Raw genomic sequence first — 17,816 nt, 5'->3', positions numbered from 1 at the left:
AGCTGTGGGCTGTTTGTGCATAGTATGGATAAACTCCAATAGCTCGGAGTGGATAATGTGTATAGAGTTATAAACAAAAATACAAGTGTCGAAAATTGTCGAAAGATTTAGTGTAATTTAGGTTCTATTGACGTGAAATAGAAGTCACGTAAAATTTGGAACTGCTATTCTCGATAAATTGCTACACTCTAATAGAAGGAAGTCGTTTTAAAGGGTAATTGTACTAGTTACTTTTAAATAAATTGAATTCAAAAAAGTGATTTCTAGCAAATAGGAGTAGGTAACACAGATTTCTTTAAGGAAACGAAGCCTTCTAGAATTAGAAATCAGAGAGGCTGGATTCAAGGTCTATGATCTGCCATCTTTTTATTTTGAATCAACTAGTGCAATTAAGTCAGAAGAATAGCAAAGAAAATAAAAAAAATTTCATGAACTTTGATATGCAATATATCGCGATATATCGCGTGTGTAAGCGTGTTCATTAGTTTTCTGTTAGTCACAATTGCTGAAAAACTTTAAAAATACAGTTGACCTTTAATCATATACAAGATATGATAACAACAATCTAGTTCATAGCTGTGAAAGTTTTCACTTGCTAGTCAGAATATTCAACTGAATACAATTTTTATAACTAGGAATTGATTCGTTCAATTAGTTTAGGAGAGATTGCAATGAGAAGTGACATGATTAAAAAAGGAATAGATCGTGCACCACATCGTAGCTTACTATATGCAGCAGGTGTTAAAACAAAAGATATGCACAAACCATTCATTGGAGTATGTAATTCTTATATAGATATTATTCCAGGCCATGTGCATTTAAATAAATTTGCTGAAGTAGTAAAAGAAGCGATCTGGGAAGCAGGCGGTGTTCCGTTTGAATTTAACACAATTGGTGTTGATGATGGAATTGCAATGGGGCATATTGGTATGCGCTATTCACTTCCAAGTCGTGAACTGATTGCAGACTCTGCAGAAACAGTTATTAACGCACACTGGTTTGACGGTGTCTTCTATATACCTAACTGTGACAAAATTACACCAGGTATGTTGATGGCTGCAGTTCGTACAAACGTCCCTTCAGTATTCGTTTCAGGCGGACCGATGGAAGCAGGTGTATCCTCAACGGGTGAGACTCTTTCATTAACATCTGTATTTGAGGGTGTTGGAGCTTACAAGAGTGGGAAAATGACCGCTGAAGAACTACTAGACATTGAAGAAAATGCATGTCCGTCATGCGGATCATGTTCTGGAATGTTTACTGCAAACTCTATGAACTGTTTGATGGAAATGCTCGGTATGGCGTTACCAGGAAATGCGACAATTCTTGCCACTTCAAATGAACGACATACGCTCATTAAGAAGGCAGTAAAACATTTAATGGATTGTATCGAAAACGATATTAAACCCCGCGATATTATTACGAAAGAAACAATAGATGATGCATTCGCGCTTGATATGGCTATGGGTGGTTCGACTAATACAGTACTCCACACGTTAGCAATCGCGCATGAAGCAGAAATTGATTATAATATTGAAGACGTAAATGATGTGGCAAAACGAGTGCCGTATTTAGCCAAGATTATGCCAGCATCTGATTATTCCATGCATGACATTCATCTAGCCGGCGGTGTGAGCGCAATTATCAATGAATTATGTAAAATTGACGGAGCGATTCACAAAGATCGAATTACGATCACAGGTAAGACGATTGCAGAAGAAGTTGCTGGTCATGAAATTACAAATACAGAAGTAATAAGAACGAAAGATAATCCATATAGTCCAGTTGGTGGTCTATCCATTCTCTTTGGTAATATAGCTCCTGAAGGTTCTGTCATTAAAGTCGGAGCAGTTGATCCTTCTATAAAGGAATTCAGGGGAGAAGCAATCGTCTTTGATTCACAAGAAGAAGCGCAAGAAAATATCGACAATGATACGGTGAAAGCAGGCCATGTAGTTGTTATTCGATATGAAGGACCACAAGGCGGGCCTGGAATGCCGGAAATGCTGGCACCGACTTCTGCGATTATGGGTAAAGGGCTAGGTAAAGAAGTAGCTCTTATCACAGATGGCCGCTTCTCTGGAGCATCTCGAGGTATTTCAATCGGACACATTTCACCAGAAGCTGCAGCAGGTGGACCAATCGCTCTTGTAGAAAATGGAGATATCATCGAAATCGATTTGACAAACCGTACAATCGAGTTAGTTGTATCCGATGAAGTGCTTGCTGAACGACGCAAAGGATTAAAACCTTTTGAAACAAAAATTAAAAAAGGATATCTTGCTAGATATTCCAAATTAGTTACATCTGCCAGTACAGGCGGCGTAATGAAAATATAATATATAAAACGTTGATGAGGTTAAAGTAGATAGAAACTTGTATTCACAGAGAGCCGGTAGTGCTGGAAGCCGGCAATACAACTATTTACGACATCCCCTCGGAGTGGACTGTTAAAAGGTACGCCGATTAGACAGTCTCGGGCTCAGCATTGGGCTCGTTAGCAATGAAAGAGTTAAGTTTCGACTTGCTCTTTCATAAGGTGACAATTGTCACGAACTAGGGTGGTACCATGAAAGCTTTTTCATCCCTATGTGAGGAATACTAATTCTTTGCGTGGGATGAAAAGGTTTTTTTTTAAGGGAAAACGTCAGTGACTAATAGATAGTTGAAAATAGCAAGGGGGAGTTCAGTATGAGTGCTGAAGTACAAGAAAAACAGACTGTAACTGCATCGATGCCTATGGATCAATCAAAAAAGAAGCCAGCAGATGGCTCTGCAATCTTAATTCAAGCGTTAAAAGAACAAAACGTAGAAGTAATCTTTGGATATCCTGGAGGAGCAGTTCTTCCAATCTATGATGCGCTATATAACGACCCGATTCCACACGTTTTAGCACGTCACGAACAAGGAGCGATTCACGCAGCTGAAGGGTATGCAAGAGTTTCTCGAAAAACAGGTGTAGTCATCGCAACATCAGGACCTGGAGCGACGAACTTAGTAACGGGTATTACAGACGCAATGATGGATTCACTTCCATTAGTCGTTATTACAGGACAGGTAGCAAGCACAGTAATTGGTTCGGATGCGTTCCAAGAAGCTGATATCGTTGGTATTACACAGCCAATCACGAAACATAATTACCAAGTGCAAGATGTATCGGATCTGCCACGCATTATTCGTGAAGCATTCCATATTGCATCAACCGGAAGACCAGGACCAGTGGTTGTCGATATTCCGAAAAACGTAGCGGTGGACATCTTTGTACCTGTTGAAAAAGAGAATAAAGAAGTGAATTTACCAGGTTATCAGCCAACAACTGTGCCAAATTATATGCAAATTCAAAAAGCAGCGAAAGCTCTTTCTACGGCCAAGAAACCAATGATTCTTGCTGGAGCAGGTGTTCTTCACGCAGGTGGTACAGAAGAATTGAAAAAACTTGTCGAAACTCATCGTATTCCTATTGTCAACACATTGCTCGGCTTAGGTTCAATTCACGGTGATCACGAATTGTTCTTTGGAATGGCAGGTATGCACGGTACAGCAACAGCGAACTATGGATTGACTGATTGTGATGTATTGCTAAATATCGGCGCTCGATTCGATGACCGCCTGACTGGGAATTTAGACCACTTCTTACCGAATGCTCGAGTAATTCATGTAGACATCGATCCAGCTGAAATTGGTAAGAACGTTCCTACTGAAATTCCTATCGTATCAGATGCTAGAGAAGCATTGCTTGCATTGTTAAAAGCAGACTTCAAATCACCCGATACAGTGGAATGGGTAGAACACTTAAAAAAATCATCCGAGAAATATCCATTATGGTACGAAGAAGATGAAAAGGAATTATTGCCGCAACAAGCGTTGGAAATCATCCATCGGATCACAAAAGGTGATGCTATCGTCACAACAGACGTTGGTCAGCACCAAATGTGGACAGCACAATACTATCGCTTCAATAATCCAGACAATTGGGTGACGTCTGGTGGACTTGGAACAATGGGCTTTGGTTTCCCAGCAGCAATTGGAGCACAGCTTGCTAGACCGAAAGAGCGTGTAATCGCAGTAGTTGGAGACGCAGGTTTCCAGATGACAGCTCAAGAATTATCATTACTTCAGGAAATGCGTATTCCGGTAAAAGTTATTATTTTAAATAATGGTGCACTTGGAATGGTACGTCAGTGGCAGGAAACGTTCTATGAAGAGCGCTATTCCCAGTCACTAGTTCCAGTACAACCTGACTTCATTAAACTAGCTGAAGCTTATGATATTAAAGGGTATCGTATCCATACACTTGAAGAAGCAGAAAAAGTGTTTGAAGAAGCGCTATTATCTGATGAGCCTGTCTTGATTGACTGCCGGGTAAAACAAAAAGAAAATGTCTTCCCAATGGTTGCTCCAGGTAAAGGCATACAAGATATGATTGGAGTGAGTCCTCAGTGAAACGAATTATTACAGTAACAGTAATTAATCAAAGCGGCGTATTAAACCGTGTGACGGGACTTCTCATGAAACGCCAATTCAATATTGAAAGTATTACCGTCGGACCAACTGAACAACCGAATCGTTCAAAAATGACGTTCCAAGTTCATGTGGAAGATGAAAACAAAATTGAACAACTTGTAAAACAGCTGCAGAAGCAGATTGATGTTATTACAGTTAAAGATATAACAGACAAAGCGATTGTGTTGCGTGAGCTAGCTTTAGTAAAGGTGATCTCACCACCACAAATCCGTTCTGAAATGAATAGTATTGTTGAACCTTTCCGGGCGACAATTGTTGACTCTGGAAAGAATGTAGTAACGTACCAAGTAACGGGTGACCCAGATAAAATCGAGGCATTTATCGATTTGCTGAAACCATATGGCATCAAAGAATTAACACGAACTGGCGCGACGGCATTTGTCCGTGATATGCAAAAAGTTCAAGCACCACAGTTGTCAATCTTAAAACAATAATTTTACACACACACTTAGGAGGAAATTAAAATGACGAAAATGTATTATAACCAGGATATCAATGAAGGACTATTAGAAGGTAAAACAATCGCAATCATCGGGTACGGTTCACAAGGTCACGCACATGCTCGTAACTTAAAAGATTCAGGTTTCAACGTAGTAGTAGGGGTTCGTGCTGGTAAATCATTCGATCAAGCAAAAGCTGACGGACTAGAAGCGCTATCTGTTAAAGAAGCATCTGAAAAAGCAGATTTGATCATGATCTTGCTTCCAGATGAAAATCAAAAAGCTGTATACGAAGCTGAAATTGAACCAGCTCTAGCAAAAGGAAAATCACTTGTATTCGCACACGGTTTCAACGTACACTTCGGCGAAATCAAACCACCAGCTGACGTTGATGTATTCCTAGTAGCTCCAAAAGGACCAGGACACCTTGTACGCAGAACGTTTGAAGCAGGCGGCGGAGTTCCAGCACTATTTGCTGTCTACCAAGACGTAACTGGTCAAGCGAAAGATATCGCTCTTGCATATGCAAAAGGTATCGGATCTGCTCGTGGTGGCGTATTGGAAACAACTTTCGAAGAAGAGACTGTTACGGATCTATTCGGAGAGCAAGCAGTACTTTGTGGTGGATTGACTTCACTAGTCAAAGCTGGATTCGAAACACTTGTAGAAGCTGGATATCAGCCAGAACTAGCATATTTCGAAACATTACATGAAACAAAGCTAATTGTTGACTTAATGTACGAAGGCGGAATGGCTGGAATGCGTTATTCAATCTCTGACACAGCAGAGTGGGGCGATTTCGTTTCTGGACCACGTGTTGTAGATGCAGATACAAAAGCACGCATGAAAGATATCCTTACAGACATCCAATCAGGTAAATTTGCTAAAGAATGGATCGAAGAAAACAAAAACGGTCGTCCGAATTTCAATGCAATCGAAGAAGCAGAATCTAAGCACCAAATCGAAGTTGTTGGTCAAAAGCTTCGTTCTATGATGCCATTCATTAACGAAGGAGCTAAATCAAAAGAGGAAGAAGTGGTAGCGAGTGAGAAAAATTGATTTTTTCGATACAACTCTTCGCGACGGTGAGCAATCTGCAGGGATTAATCTAAATACAGTAGAAAAATTAGAGATCGCTCGTCAGCTAGAAAAACTTGGGGTAGCAGTTATTGAAGCAGGATTTCCTGCTTCATCCCCAGGTGATTTCGAAGCCGTTCAACGCATTGCCAATACTGTGAAAAACTCAACAGTTACAGGTCTTGCAAGAGCGATGAAGAGTGATATCGATATTTCATGGGAAGCATTACGTGGTGGAGAACAACCGCATATCCATGTATTTTTAGCAACATCACCTATTCATATGGAGTATAAATTAAAAAAGTCTCCTGATGAAGTAATAGATATTGCAGTGGATGCAGTTAAGTATGCAAAACAATTTTTCCCTCTCGTTCAATGGTCAGCAGAAGATGCTTTTCGCTCAGAACCTGAATTCTTAGTGCGAATCATCAATCAAGTAATTGCAGCAGGAGCTACAACGATTAACATTCCAGATACTGTAGGCTATGCAACACCTGCAGAGTACGGTGCTCTATTCAAGTATTTGAAAGAGAACGTGACAGGAGTAGAAAAAGTAAAACTTTCTGCACACTGTCATGATGATTTAGGAATGGCAGTTGCTAATTCAATTGCAGCAGTCGAGAACGGTGCAGACCAAGTAGAATGTACGATTAACGGGATCGGCGAGCGTGCTGGAAATGCTTCTTTAGAAGAGATTGCGGTCGCTATGTATATTCGTAAAGACTTCTACAATATGGAGACAGGCATCAACCTACAAGAAATCAAACGTTCAAGCCAATTGGTAAGTCGTTTGACAGGTGTTGTCATCCAACCAAACAAAGCAGTTGTCGGTAAAAATGCATTTGCACATGAATCTGGTATCCACCAAGATGGCATGCTGAAAAACCGTCAAACATATGAAATCATCACACCTGAACTAATCGGTGAAGTGGATATGCCATTAGCACTTGGTAAACACTCAGGTCGTCATGCATTCAAAGATCGTGCCATTAGGATGGGCTTTGAACTAAATGATAATCAATTAAATGAAGCGTTTTCTGACTTCAAAAAGCTAGCGGACCGCAAAAAAGAAATCACAGAAGACGATTTGTTCGTACTCTTTACTGGACAACAATTAGCAGACACAGATACACCGATCTACGAATTGCACAATGTTCAAGTACAATATGGCACGAACAATATTCCGACAGCTACAGTAACAGCAACTGTACCAAGCGGAGAAACTGTAACAGTTGCTACGACTGGAGCAGGTTCTGTTGAATCTATTTTTAATGCGTTAGAATTGGTCATTAAAGGTGAAGTACTTATTTTGGATTATCGTGTGACTTCGATTGGTAAAGGTCGCGATGCACTTGGTGAAGCAGTAGTAAACTTAAGCTACAACGGATTAGAGTTAAAGGGCCGTGACGTTGCACAAGATGTTCTAGAAGCATCTGCAAAAGCTTATTTAAATGCTATTAATCGTCAGTTAGTTCGCGAAAGATTACGTAAACAAGAATTACTTAACTAATAAGTGATCAAAAGAGACAGAGTATTCGATTGAATGATATGAGATTGATCAAGGGGGAGAAGTTCTATGGAAAAGAAAATAGCAGTATTACCCGGCGACGGCATAGGACCCGAGGTAGTAGCAGAGGCAGTTCGAGTGTTGGAAGTAATCGGTAGACGTTTTAACCATACATTCCATACTGAGTATGGGTTAATTGGTGGAGCAGCTATTGATGAGAAAAATGATCCACTTCCAAAAGAGACAATTGAGTTATGTGAGTCAAGTGACGCCATTCTCCTAGGAGCAGTGGGTGGCCCTAAATGGGATCAGAATCCGTCTGAGTTACGGCCGGAAAAAGGGTTGCTTGCAATACGTAAACATTTTGATCTATTTGCAAACCTTCGTCCTGTTGCAGCTGTTCCTTCTTTAATCCAAGCTTCTCCTCTAAAAGAAGAGATTGTCAAGGAAGTAGACATGATGATTGTTCGGGAATTGACTGGAGGATTATACTTCGGAAAACCGAGCCACCATACAGATCAATCTGCAGTGGATACGTTAGTGTATACACGTGAAGAAATCGAACGTATTGTCGACAAAGGTTTCCAACTTGCCCGTGTCCGTAAAGGCAAAGTAACTTCTGTGGACAAAGCGAATGTACTCGAGTCTAGTAAGCTATGGAGAAAAATTGTGGATGAGAAGAAAGCAGATTACCCAGATGTACAAGTGGAGCATCAATTAGTAGATTCTGCTGCTATGAAACTTATTACGAACCCAGCTTATTTTGATGTCATTATTACAGAGAACATGTTTGGAGATATCTTGAGCGACGAAGCGTCTGTTATTACAGGTTCGCTAGGGCTATTGCCTTCAGCAAGCGTTCGTTCCGATGGATTAGGTCTATACGAGCCCGTACACGGATCAGCTCCAGACGTAGCAGGACAAGGAATTGCCAATCCAGCAGCAACTATACTTTCAGTTGCGATGATGTTGAAATATTCATTCGGATTAGAAACAGAAGCAGCTGCTATTGAAAAAGCTGTTAATACAGTGTTTGAAGAAGGGTATTTCACAGCCGATTTAGCCGGCAAAGATCAACGCCCATTGTCTACAAAAGAATGGACAGATAAAATTGTAGATGAACTAGATCTTCAATTCGTATCCAACAGCATCATGTACTCTTATATTTAATAAACAAAAGTGAAAAGCGCCGTCTAGCCTCGACAGGCACTGGAGGGCATATCGATAAAGGTGCGTCCTTTGCACCTTTTCGAAATGACCGAAGTGTTCCGAGAGGCTGGCGCTTACAACTGGATGAACAAAAGTGAAAAGCGCCGTCTAGCCTCGACAGGCACTGGAGGGCATATCGATAAAGGTGCGTCCTTTGCACCTTTTCGAAATGACCGAAGTATCCCGAGAGGCTGGCGCTTACAACTGGATGAACAAAAGTGAAAAGCGCCGTCTAGCCTCGACAGGCACTGGAGGGCATATCGACAAAGGTGCGCCTTTTGCACCTTTTCGAAATGACCGAAGTGTCCCGAGAGGCTGGCGCTTGCAATTGAGTGCCACAACTATGTAAAACTAGTGGCTTGGAAGGAGAAACAATTATGGCTAAAACAATTATAGAGAAGATATGGGATCAACATATAGTTTACGAAGAACAGGGAAAGCCAGATTTACTTTATATCGATCTTCATTTAATACATGAAGTAACATCACCGCAAGCATTTGAAGGCTTACGTCTAGCGAATCGTAAAGTGCGTAGACCCGATCTATGCTTTGCAACTATGGATCATAATGTTCCGACAAAAAACTTACCAGTTATTAACGACCCAATTGCAAAAAAACAAATCATGACGTTAGAAAAAAACTGTGAAGAGTTTGGTATCCAATTAGCAGATATGTCACACCCGGACCAAGGAATTGTTCATATTATTGGTCCAGAACTAGGATTAACACAGCCTGGTAAGACAATTGTTTGCGGCGATAGCCACACGTCTACACATGGTGCGTTCGGTGCAATTGCTTTCGGAATTGGAACGAGTGAAGTAGAGCACGTATTGTCTACACAAACACTATGGCAGAACAAACCAAAAACGATGGAAATCCGAGTAACTGGGAAAATTGGTTTTGGCGTGACGGCTAAAGATATTATCCTTGCGATTATTTCGAAATTTGGAATTGGCGTAGGAACGGGGCATATCATTGAGTATACAGGTGAAGCAATCCGTGGACTATCTATGGAAGAGCGCATGACTATTTGTAATATGTCGATTGAAGCAGGAGCTAAAGCTGGTTTAATTGGTCCTGATGAAACGACAATCGAATACTTACGTGGTCGTCGTTATGCTCCACAAGGTCAAGAGTTTGAAGAAGCAGCTGAACGTTGGCTTGCATTAAACACCGATGAAGGTGCACAGTTTGATCAAGTATTAGAAATTAAAGCGGAAGAAATCGAGCCTTTCGTAACTTGGGGAACCAACCCATCTATGGGCTCTGGAATCTCTGCGCATATTCCAACGACTGCAGACTATACGTCCGAAACAGAGAAGGCAGCGCTTCGTTCAGCTTTAGAGTACATGGGCTTAGAAGAAGGACAAGCGTTGACTTCAATCGACATCCAGCACGTGTTCATCGGATCATGTACAAATGCTCGTTTAAGTGACTTACAAGCAGCAGCTGATGTCGTCAAGGGGAAAAAAGTTCATCCTTCTGTGACAGCAATTGTAGTTCCAGGTTCACGTACGGTGAAAAAACAAGCGGAAGACATTGGTCTGGCTCAAATTTTCATAGATGCAGGGTTTGAGTGGAGAGAATCAGGATGCAGTATGTGTCTTGCAATGAATGATGACGTTGTGCCCGCAGGAGAGCGTTGTGCATCGACTTCAAACCGAAACTTTGAAGGGCGCCAAGGTGCTGGATCTCGCACACATCTAGTCAGCCCATCAATGGCTGCAGCTGCTGCTATTGCCGGACATTTCGTAGATGTACGCAAAATCGATGCGGCTGTGCATAATTGAGGAGGGTATATAGATGGAACCGATTAATAAAATAGTGAGTGTGCTTACACCATTAGATAAAAATAACGTAGATACAGACCAAATCATTTCAAAGGAATTCTTGAAGCGAATTGAACGTACAGGTTTCGGTGAGTTTTTATTCTATCACTGGCGCTTTAATGCGGATGGCTCAAAAAATGAAGAGTTCGTATTGAACGATCCTCGTTTTGATGGCTCAACAATTCTTGTAGCGCATGATAACTTTGGATGTGGTTCATCACGTGAACACGCACCATGGGCTATTCTAGACTACGGATTCCGTGTCATTATTGCGCCAAGTTTTGCAGACATTTTCCATAGTAACTGTTTCAAGAATGGGATCTTACCGATCAAGCTATCTATTTCGGAAGTAGATGACTTTTTAGCTAAAGGTAAAAATGCTCCTTACCAATTGACGGTTAACTTAGAAGAGCAGACAGTTTCAGGTGAAGATGGGACAGTATATAACTTCGATATAGACCCATATTATAAGAAGATGTTGCTAAACGGTTGGGATGAGATTTCTCTGACATTCCAATACGAAGATCAAATTGCTGCGTACGAAAAACAGCATGCATAATAGAAAAGGCTGTCCAGAAAGACATTGAAAAATGTCTTTCCGTGACAGCCTTTTCCTATTCACTGAAAAGGTGATGATTTTTGAAACTATTTTCGAAAACTTCCGTCTGTACGATGTGGTGAAGACAGAAGGATGTATATGTATACGTTTTACTTATGTCCATATGCTATAATAGCGCAGAGATATACAAACTACAGCAAAGAAATACAGTAAATGGAGTTGAATTTTTACCGTGATGATTTCATCCAAAATAAACAAACGCATGTTATTTTTTTCTATTCTATTTTCTCTAGTAGTTTCCCTTAACTACCCCTTACTTGATGCGCAAGCGGAAGTGCAAGATCAGCGGTTTTCAGATATTAGCAATGAATTCTGGGCTAAAGATGAAGTCATGCACCTAGTAGATGAGGGGATTATTAACGGTTACCAGGATTTGCAGTTTCGTCCTGGCCTTAATATTGTACGGGGGCAAGCTGCAAACTTATTAACGGTTGCTTTAAATTTACCAGAAGCACCTTATCAGCCAATATTCAAAGACGTTAGCTCGAAATCCTCGAATTTACGAGGGGCGATGGCCACTTATCAGGCAGGGATTTTTGGCGGTAAGCCGGACGGAACTTTTGGAACTAGCGATAACTTAACGCGAGAACAAATGGCAAGTGTCTTAGTCCGGGCGTTTAAATTAGAAGATACCGGGGAAGAAGTTCGTTTTACTGATGATCATAAAATTAGTGAATCGCATAAGTTCGGTGTGAAAGTTTTGATGCAACATAAAATTACAACGGGCAAGGAAGATGGTTCATTTGCTCCTAAGGATCCTGTAACCCGGGGATCTTTCGTAGTGTTTTTACATAGAGCGATGATCCAGACAGGTATGTTAGAAGAGAGAGAACCAATCAAATTCAATAAACCACAAACAACAGGCAAATTTGAACCGATACGATTTGCACAGAACTTTGTAAACGTACCATTATCAGATGATAGTCAAACGTTCTTACGGTCAAATAATTACTTGCAGTTAAGTGCACAACGCGTAAAGCAGCATGCACATGCTACAGACCGGATCTATGTTTATGGTGTAAGTGATATGAATAAGACAAGAGTGACCGTAACAAAACGTGAATTGCCAAATGGTGACTACTTTGTGTTTGCTGAGTTACGAAATCCTGATCGATTACCAATCCGCGTAGATTTAGTGCAAGTAGAAGACAATATTCAATCGATGCGCTTAGAGTCTTATAGTAAATATCCAATTAAAAAAGACATTGATGAAACGTTTGGTTTCGATATTGCTACTTCGCCGGTTGGTATACTTGAAACGATAACAACTCAAGGTACCAGTCAACAGATGATTGCGAAATCGTATCGTTCACGTGAATTAGAGTTGCGTTACAGTAATGGTGCAACTAGCCATACCCGTGAATTACAAGAAGAGAAGGATTCATATAGCAATATTATGATGGGCCCAAAACGCGTATCCATTTATCAGTTATACTCCCGTGGTTATGATATAGTCGATCAATGGTATTTAGCGTCAGCAGAGAAATTATTCTCGACGAATGAACGTATGGATGCGTGGATGCGTGAATCAGTTGCGTATTATAAGAAACGTAATAAGTGGTACACTGCCAATGGTCCATATAATAAAATGGCGACTACAATTGAACCAATGCCCGCTTCAGGCAGGGGATATGGTCGCAATTTATTGTTAGTGAAAGAAGATCGTGTCATGCTTCTTTATAATCAAACACAAGAACGGTTTTATGAAAATATACTCCATAACGCATTCACGAACTTAACAATTTTCAGAGGTAGTAAACCGTATTGGGAAACTGAAGTAACGAGTACGTATTTGAAACACTTGTATAACTTTACGGCACCATTCGTTGATACACGTTTTAATGAACAAATTGCATTATTCCTTTATAATGGTGGAAACGCATTTGGACATAAAGATTACAATGAAGGTTTAAGAAATTACGCGAACTTACTCGTGCAGCAACATAAGAGCGGCAATGTCAGTGCGTTGTCGAAAACAGCCTACTACATTCCTGACTACTTCCCAGCGAAACAGCGAGTTCGGACACATACTTCCATGAATCACTTACTTGGAGGGATGAATATCCTATTGTTAGCATACCAAGAATTTAAGAATCCTGTCTATTTAGAGAACGCCAGCGCTATTGAAAAGGCGATTCGGACAGAGGAGAAGAAGTGGATTCGGAGTGATGGTGATATTTGGTACAAACGTGCACCGGATGGACAATTTATTGGAAGAGATTATGTTCATTTAACATTGGAAGATTTGATTCATTCGTATGAAATGTGGTCAAAAGTGAACCCGCCACAAGCCAAAGTCTTTGAGCGAATGATTCGTTCAAAAGCAGGTTATTTGAATAAGACGAAACAAGGCTACACAACGAAGATTAAAGAAGGGTTACAACGAATCAATATGTCGAACTTACTTCCAGCAGGTAAGGAACATACGGACGCACTGTAATGTCAAAAACACCATCTCAGCTATTAGGAGATGGTGTTTTGCTGTTGTGTAATTTACTCAATAACAGTCACTAGGTCAGAACGGATCCAGCCAAATCGCTCGGTAGGTCGTTTGTATTCTGGATTTGTGTCTGCTAATACTTTGTACCACACATAGCCGTCCTCGTCGTTTGTACGATCTACGACGACAAGGGGATAACCGAATGCAGAGTTCTCACCCGGATGCTTCGCTTTATAGGAAAATAAGATATTATTACCGTTATTCAATGTAGGGCTTGTGCGGATATTGACATTTGTTGTACCTGTATAGGACACAAATGCAAGTTCTGCTTGATTCACATCTTTACTGCCTAGGAATTGATCAATTCTCCACATATGCCCTGCAATTTTGCTGCCCCAGTATGGATCAGATGCGTATTTCATATTGAATCCAACGGCTTTGTTTCCGGGCGCAGCTCCATTTGCGTAAGCGCCAAACGGATTTGCGTAATTCAAGTTGATATAGCGAGTAATGAAAGCATCGACACTTTTCGTAGGATGTTGATAGAATTCCCCTTTATCTGGGGCAGAATCAAATACGCGAATGCCGAAAATATTGTTTTTAGTTTGAGCGTTTGCACTCATACCATAATCGCTTTCGTGAATAGCAGTAGCTAATATGAACATAGCATTTACATTGTGTAACTCTTCCATCTTTTTAACATAAGAGCCAAGGCCAATTAGTTTTGACTTAGTTTTTGCTGACTTATAACGTGCGATACCTGTTTTTTGTCTAGCATCTAACGCATTGATGATAAAACGATTTAATTCTTCCGCTGTATAAGAAGAAGGTTGACGCACGGATTGGAATTGGAAGTATGGATAGTAGGTTACAACTTGTCCACTTCCTTGCTCTGTAAAATGAACACCGTCGTTACTTGTATATGTCTGTCCTTTTTTCATGGCAGGGGAAGCAGGTCCTACAGTGTACTCTGTATATCTTCCTGAATATTGTTTAGTCTTCGTATTGTATGTTCTGTAGTACGGATAATGAACGAGTAGGCCGTCGTTCGTTACTATATAGTAGCTTGAGCCTGTAGATAGTTGTGTCGGCACTAGGTCGACTTCTGCATGCTTTGCGTAGTATGTATAGCCACCTAAACCTACAACAACACGTTCTTCACTACTTCCGATATAATCTAGTTCATGTCCTTTTTGAACATATGTTACTTCTTTTTTTAATGCCGTGTCACTATATAGGGACGTGTATTGCTTTGGATTTTCCGCCGCAAATACTTGTCCAGACTTCATTTTGACAATTTTATTGTTGATTGAAATAGTTTGGATCGCGGATGTTGCATTGTAAGCAGCTAACGCATCCGCAAAACTGAGATAGGAATCGTTTGTAACATATAGTTGGCTGTTTGAAATGGAGCTAACCTTATGTACTTCTGGGTTTTCCTTATCCCCAGTTGGAGGCGTTGGAACGGGTGATCCACTTTGGTTAGTAACTGCGAACATTCTATATAAGAACGCCGATGCATGAGCGATTGTTGCATTGTTTGTTGGCTTAAAATATCCGTTGTCTCCGCGAATAATACGTAAGTTGGACGCAGCGGATACAGCACCAACAAAGTTCGGCGAAATTTTCTTGCTATCCTTAAACGGCACAATTGCTGAATTAACGCTAATACCTAAGTGGCGAAATGCTTTATAAATCATACCTGCCATTTGCTGTCTAGTAATCTCTTGGTTTGGCTTGAATGTACCGTCTGGATAACCACCTAAAATGCCAGCTCCTGCCGCATTCTGTATTTCAATCGTACGTGACTGATTCGCCCGTAAATCTTTAAATGTGTGCTTTGTCGAGACGGGTAATGCGAGAGAACGTGTTAGGTAAGAAGCGAATTCCCCACGTGTGACTGCACGATTCGGATAAACATTTCCTTTTGCGTCGGTTTGAATGACGCCTTTATTGACCCAATATGACAGTTCCTCTTTCATTTGATGATTGTTGAAATCATTGGCACTTGCAATGGAAGAAAAAAACGGAGAAACTAGTAGAAGTAACAATACAAATGGTGTAATCCATCTTTTCAAATCAAACCCTCCTCTATAAATCTCTCATAAGTGTATCAGAAACTGTTACACTAAGTAAGGTGGATTCAGGATATTGGTAGATTCGTATGATAGAGGAATTCATTACCCAAACATATTTAAAAGTTTTTGTATGAATTTGAAAAGATGAAACGAAAGCTTTCACAATTCCGTCCAAGATAGTGATATAATGCAACAAGGAACTCGCAAGTGCAGAAAGGGTTTTATAGTCTAATGAATACATGGATCGAACGATTAGAAAAACAATCTACAATTACATTACTGATTGCAGTGGCAGTTATGCTTATTGCTTTGCTGCTGCCTTCAAAAATAGCATTACTCAGTACGGCCTTATTTTTTGTCATATTCGCATGTTTACAACCGCAGCAAAGTATTCTGTTCTTAGTGATCTACGTCAATATTCGACCATTTTTAATTGAAGTGAATAGTGGACTGAAATTGATAGGGGATTTAATTATCTTTGTTGTCCTTGCGTGGACGCTGTTTCAGTATAGACGTAATATTCGCGCGTTATTTACGTTTAAGTGGTTTGAATGGAGTTATTTCGCCTTCATTCTATTTGGATCGATTGTAGGGCTTCTCAATGATGTAGCACCGACAGCGATTATCTTCCAAATTCGTACGTTTATCATCATGTATTTATTGTATTACACGATTTCTAGAATGACGCTTACCAATCAATGGTTGAAAAATCTAGCATGGGTGACTGTTTGGACGAATATTGTCATGTCACTGCATGGGTTAGTTGAGAAACTATCATTGCGTCAATTGCTTCTACCCGAAGAGTGGAAATATAAAGTGCTATCTGCAACAAACTTTGTGCGGATTTACGGATTGGCGGGTAATCCAAATTCGTTAGCCTTATCTTTATTCTTCGGTATTATCGGTCTAATTTACTTACAACATATCTATCAGGCGAATAAATACAAGTGGACGTTCCGTGTATTGCTTGTTTTATTCATAGGAATTCTAATCTTGACCTACTCAAGAGGTACTTGGATTTCAGCATTTACTTTCGGCGTGGTATTCATCGTCATGACAAGAAAATGGTATTTACTGAAACGTCTAGTGTTAGCAGGTATTACATCTATTGTTTTGATCTATTATCCAGTCAACCTTGCTGTGGACTATATACAAGAGCTAGGTATGGATATTGAACAAAAGCCGCCAACCACAGGGAGTATCGGAGAGCGTTTCGGTGAGACGTTTGATGAGAAAAACTTAACGTTGATGACGGAAAGTGGCCGATTCTTCTATATTCGAAAAGGCTTCGAGATTTTCGGAGATCATCCAGTAACAGGTACTGGATTTGGTTCGTTTGGTGGCTCCGCTACGCTTTCGTACGGTTCACCAATCTATGATCATTACGGTATTAGTTCAGATATCTATGGTGGGAAGTACTTCTATTCAGATAATCAATACATTCAAGTAATCGCGGAAACAGGAGTCATTGGAGTCTTGATCTTCGCCTCGTTCTTATTGAGTATGCTGTGGTACTTCTGGAAAGCACGAAAGACAAATTTCGGTGTCTTTATGATTGCCCTATGGTTTTCCACAGGCGTTTCAGGTATGTACTATAATATTTGGGAACTGAAAATGTACACCTTGTTCTACTTCATCTTATTCGGCGCATTTGTCGCGTTTTCAAAACAACAATCAAAAACTACGAATGGATAACCTCCGTTCGTAGTTTTTTTCTATGGAGATGAAAGAATTAGGGAGCGGGAAGGTTACCGTTTCACTGCGCTCCAGGCGGACGCGTTCAGGAGGGCCCGCGGTGAGCCAACCGGTCGCAAGCTCCCCTGGTTGTCTCTCCTGTCGGGCTGATCCTCCCTGAGTCGCCGCCTTACACTACGTTTCACTAGTGTATTCTTCTAAAGATAGCGAGGGGAAGTTCCAGCTTTTGACTAAGTTTTTTTATTTGTATTGGTAAATTGTCAAATCAAGTCGAACGCGTCAGATAACTCATGAATACCTCAAAGGGCGTATTGAAATTAAGTACTTTTCTAGGAATTTGATTGAAATTTAACAAGAACCCTATGATCTCATTTTGAGTCAACCTACTGAAGTCTGTA

General features: G+C 40.5%; 12 protein-coding genes and 1 other annotated feature. Of the genes, 11 read left to right on the top strand and 1 reads right to left on the bottom strand.

Annotated features, from left to right (window positions below):
- The first annotated feature begins 671 nt into the window (after nucleotides 1–671).
- The 10 genes from ilvD to ORD22_RS12585 all read left to right on the top strand — a co-directional run bounded on the left by ilvD (nucleotide 672) and on the right by ORD22_RS12585 (nucleotide 13,645).
- Nucleotides 672–2,339 carry a dihydroxy-acid dehydratase gene (gene ilvD / locus ORD22_RS12630; RefSeq protein ID WP_317646403.1) on the top strand — a complete coding sequence of 556 codons (1,668 nt, stop codon included), beginning with the start codon at nucleotides 672–674 and terminating at the stop codon, nucleotides 2,337–2,339.
- A gap of 2 nt (nucleotides 2,340–2,341) precedes the next feature.
- Nucleotides 2,342–2,592 (top strand) — a binding site (T-box leader).
- Nucleotides 2,593–2,691: 99 nt separating this feature from the next.
- Nucleotides 2,692–4,443: a biosynthetic-type acetolactate synthase large subunit gene (gene ilvB, locus ORD22_RS12625; protein WP_317646401.1), complete on the top strand. Its 1,752-nt coding sequence runs from the start codon at nucleotides 2,692–2,694 to the stop codon at nucleotides 4,441–4,443.
- Nucleotides 4,440–4,958 carry an acetolactate synthase small subunit gene (gene ilvN / locus ORD22_RS12620; protein ID WP_317646400.1) on the top strand — a complete coding sequence of 173 codons (519 nt, stop codon included), beginning with the start codon at nucleotides 4,440–4,442 and terminating at the stop codon, nucleotides 4,956–4,958. Before ilvB ends, ilvN begins: the two co-directional genes overlap by 4 nt.
- A gap of 30 nt (nucleotides 4,959–4,988) precedes the next feature.
- Nucleotides 4,989–6,023, top strand: a complete 1,035-nt coding sequence (gene ilvC / locus ORD22_RS12615; RefSeq protein WP_317646399.1) for a ketol-acid reductoisomerase — start codon at nucleotides 4,989–4,991, stop codon at nucleotides 6,021–6,023.
- Nucleotides 6,010–7,551 carry a 2-isopropylmalate synthase gene (locus ORD22_RS12610; protein ID WP_317646398.1) on the top strand — a complete coding sequence of 514 codons (1,542 nt, stop codon included), beginning with the start codon at nucleotides 6,010–6,012 and terminating at the stop codon, nucleotides 7,549–7,551. The genes ilvC and ORD22_RS12610 overlap by 14 nt, the downstream gene beginning before the upstream one ends.
- A 66-nt stretch (nucleotides 7,552–7,617) precedes the next feature.
- A complete protein-coding gene (leuB, locus tag ORD22_RS12605) occupies nucleotides 7,618–8,718 on the top strand; it encodes a 3-isopropylmalate dehydrogenase (RefSeq protein ID WP_317646397.1) in 1,101 nt (366 codons plus the stop codon).
- A gap of 84 nt (nucleotides 8,719–8,802) precedes the next feature.
- On the top strand, nucleotides 8,803–8,979 hold the full coding sequence (locus ORD22_RS12600) for a hypothetical protein (RefSeq protein WP_317646396.1): 177 nt from the start codon (nucleotides 8,803–8,805) through the stop codon (nucleotides 8,977–8,979).
- Between the two features lie 155 nt (nucleotides 8,980–9,134).
- The gene (gene leuC / locus ORD22_RS12595) at nucleotides 9,135–10,547 is read left to right on the top strand and encodes a 3-isopropylmalate dehydratase large subunit (protein ID WP_317646395.1); all 1,413 of its coding nucleotides are present in this window, start codon (nucleotides 9,135–9,137) and stop codon (nucleotides 10,545–10,547) included.
- Between the two features lie 13 nt (nucleotides 10,548–10,560).
- Nucleotides 10,561–11,145, top strand: a complete 585-nt coding sequence (gene leuD, locus ORD22_RS12590) for a 3-isopropylmalate dehydratase small subunit (RefSeq protein WP_317646394.1) — start codon at nucleotides 10,561–10,563, stop codon at nucleotides 11,143–11,145.
- 235 nt (nucleotides 11,146–11,380) lie between these two features.
- Nucleotides 11,381–13,645 (top strand): S-layer homology domain-containing protein, encoded by a 2,265-nt coding sequence (locus tag ORD22_RS12585; RefSeq protein ID WP_317646393.1) that lies wholly within the window; start codon nucleotides 11,381–11,383, stop codon nucleotides 13,643–13,645.
- Between the two features lie 53 nt (nucleotides 13,646–13,698).
- Here ORD22_RS12585 and ORD22_RS12580 read toward each other — a convergent pair whose 3' ends face one another.
- Entirely contained in the window at nucleotides 13,699–15,723 is a 2,025-nt protein-coding gene (locus ORD22_RS12580) for an S-layer homology domain-containing protein (RefSeq protein WP_317646392.1), read from the bottom strand.
- A 231-nt stretch (nucleotides 15,724–15,954) separates the two neighbouring features.
- On the opposite strand from ORD22_RS12580, the gene ORD22_RS12575 reads away from it, so the two are divergent.
- Complete coding sequence (locus tag ORD22_RS12575; RefSeq protein WP_317646391.1) at nucleotides 15,955–17,418, top strand: O-antigen ligase family protein; 1,464 nt, start codon at nucleotides 15,955–15,957, stop codon at nucleotides 17,416–17,418.
- The last annotated feature ends 398 nt before the right edge of the window (nucleotides 17,419–17,816 follow it).

Source organism: Sporosarcina sp. GW1-11, from assembly GCF_033088395.1.
Classification (GTDB): Bacteria; Bacillota; Bacilli; order Bacillales_A; family Planococcaceae; genus Sporosarcina.
This window is presented reverse-complemented; position numbering and strand designations above follow the sequence as displayed.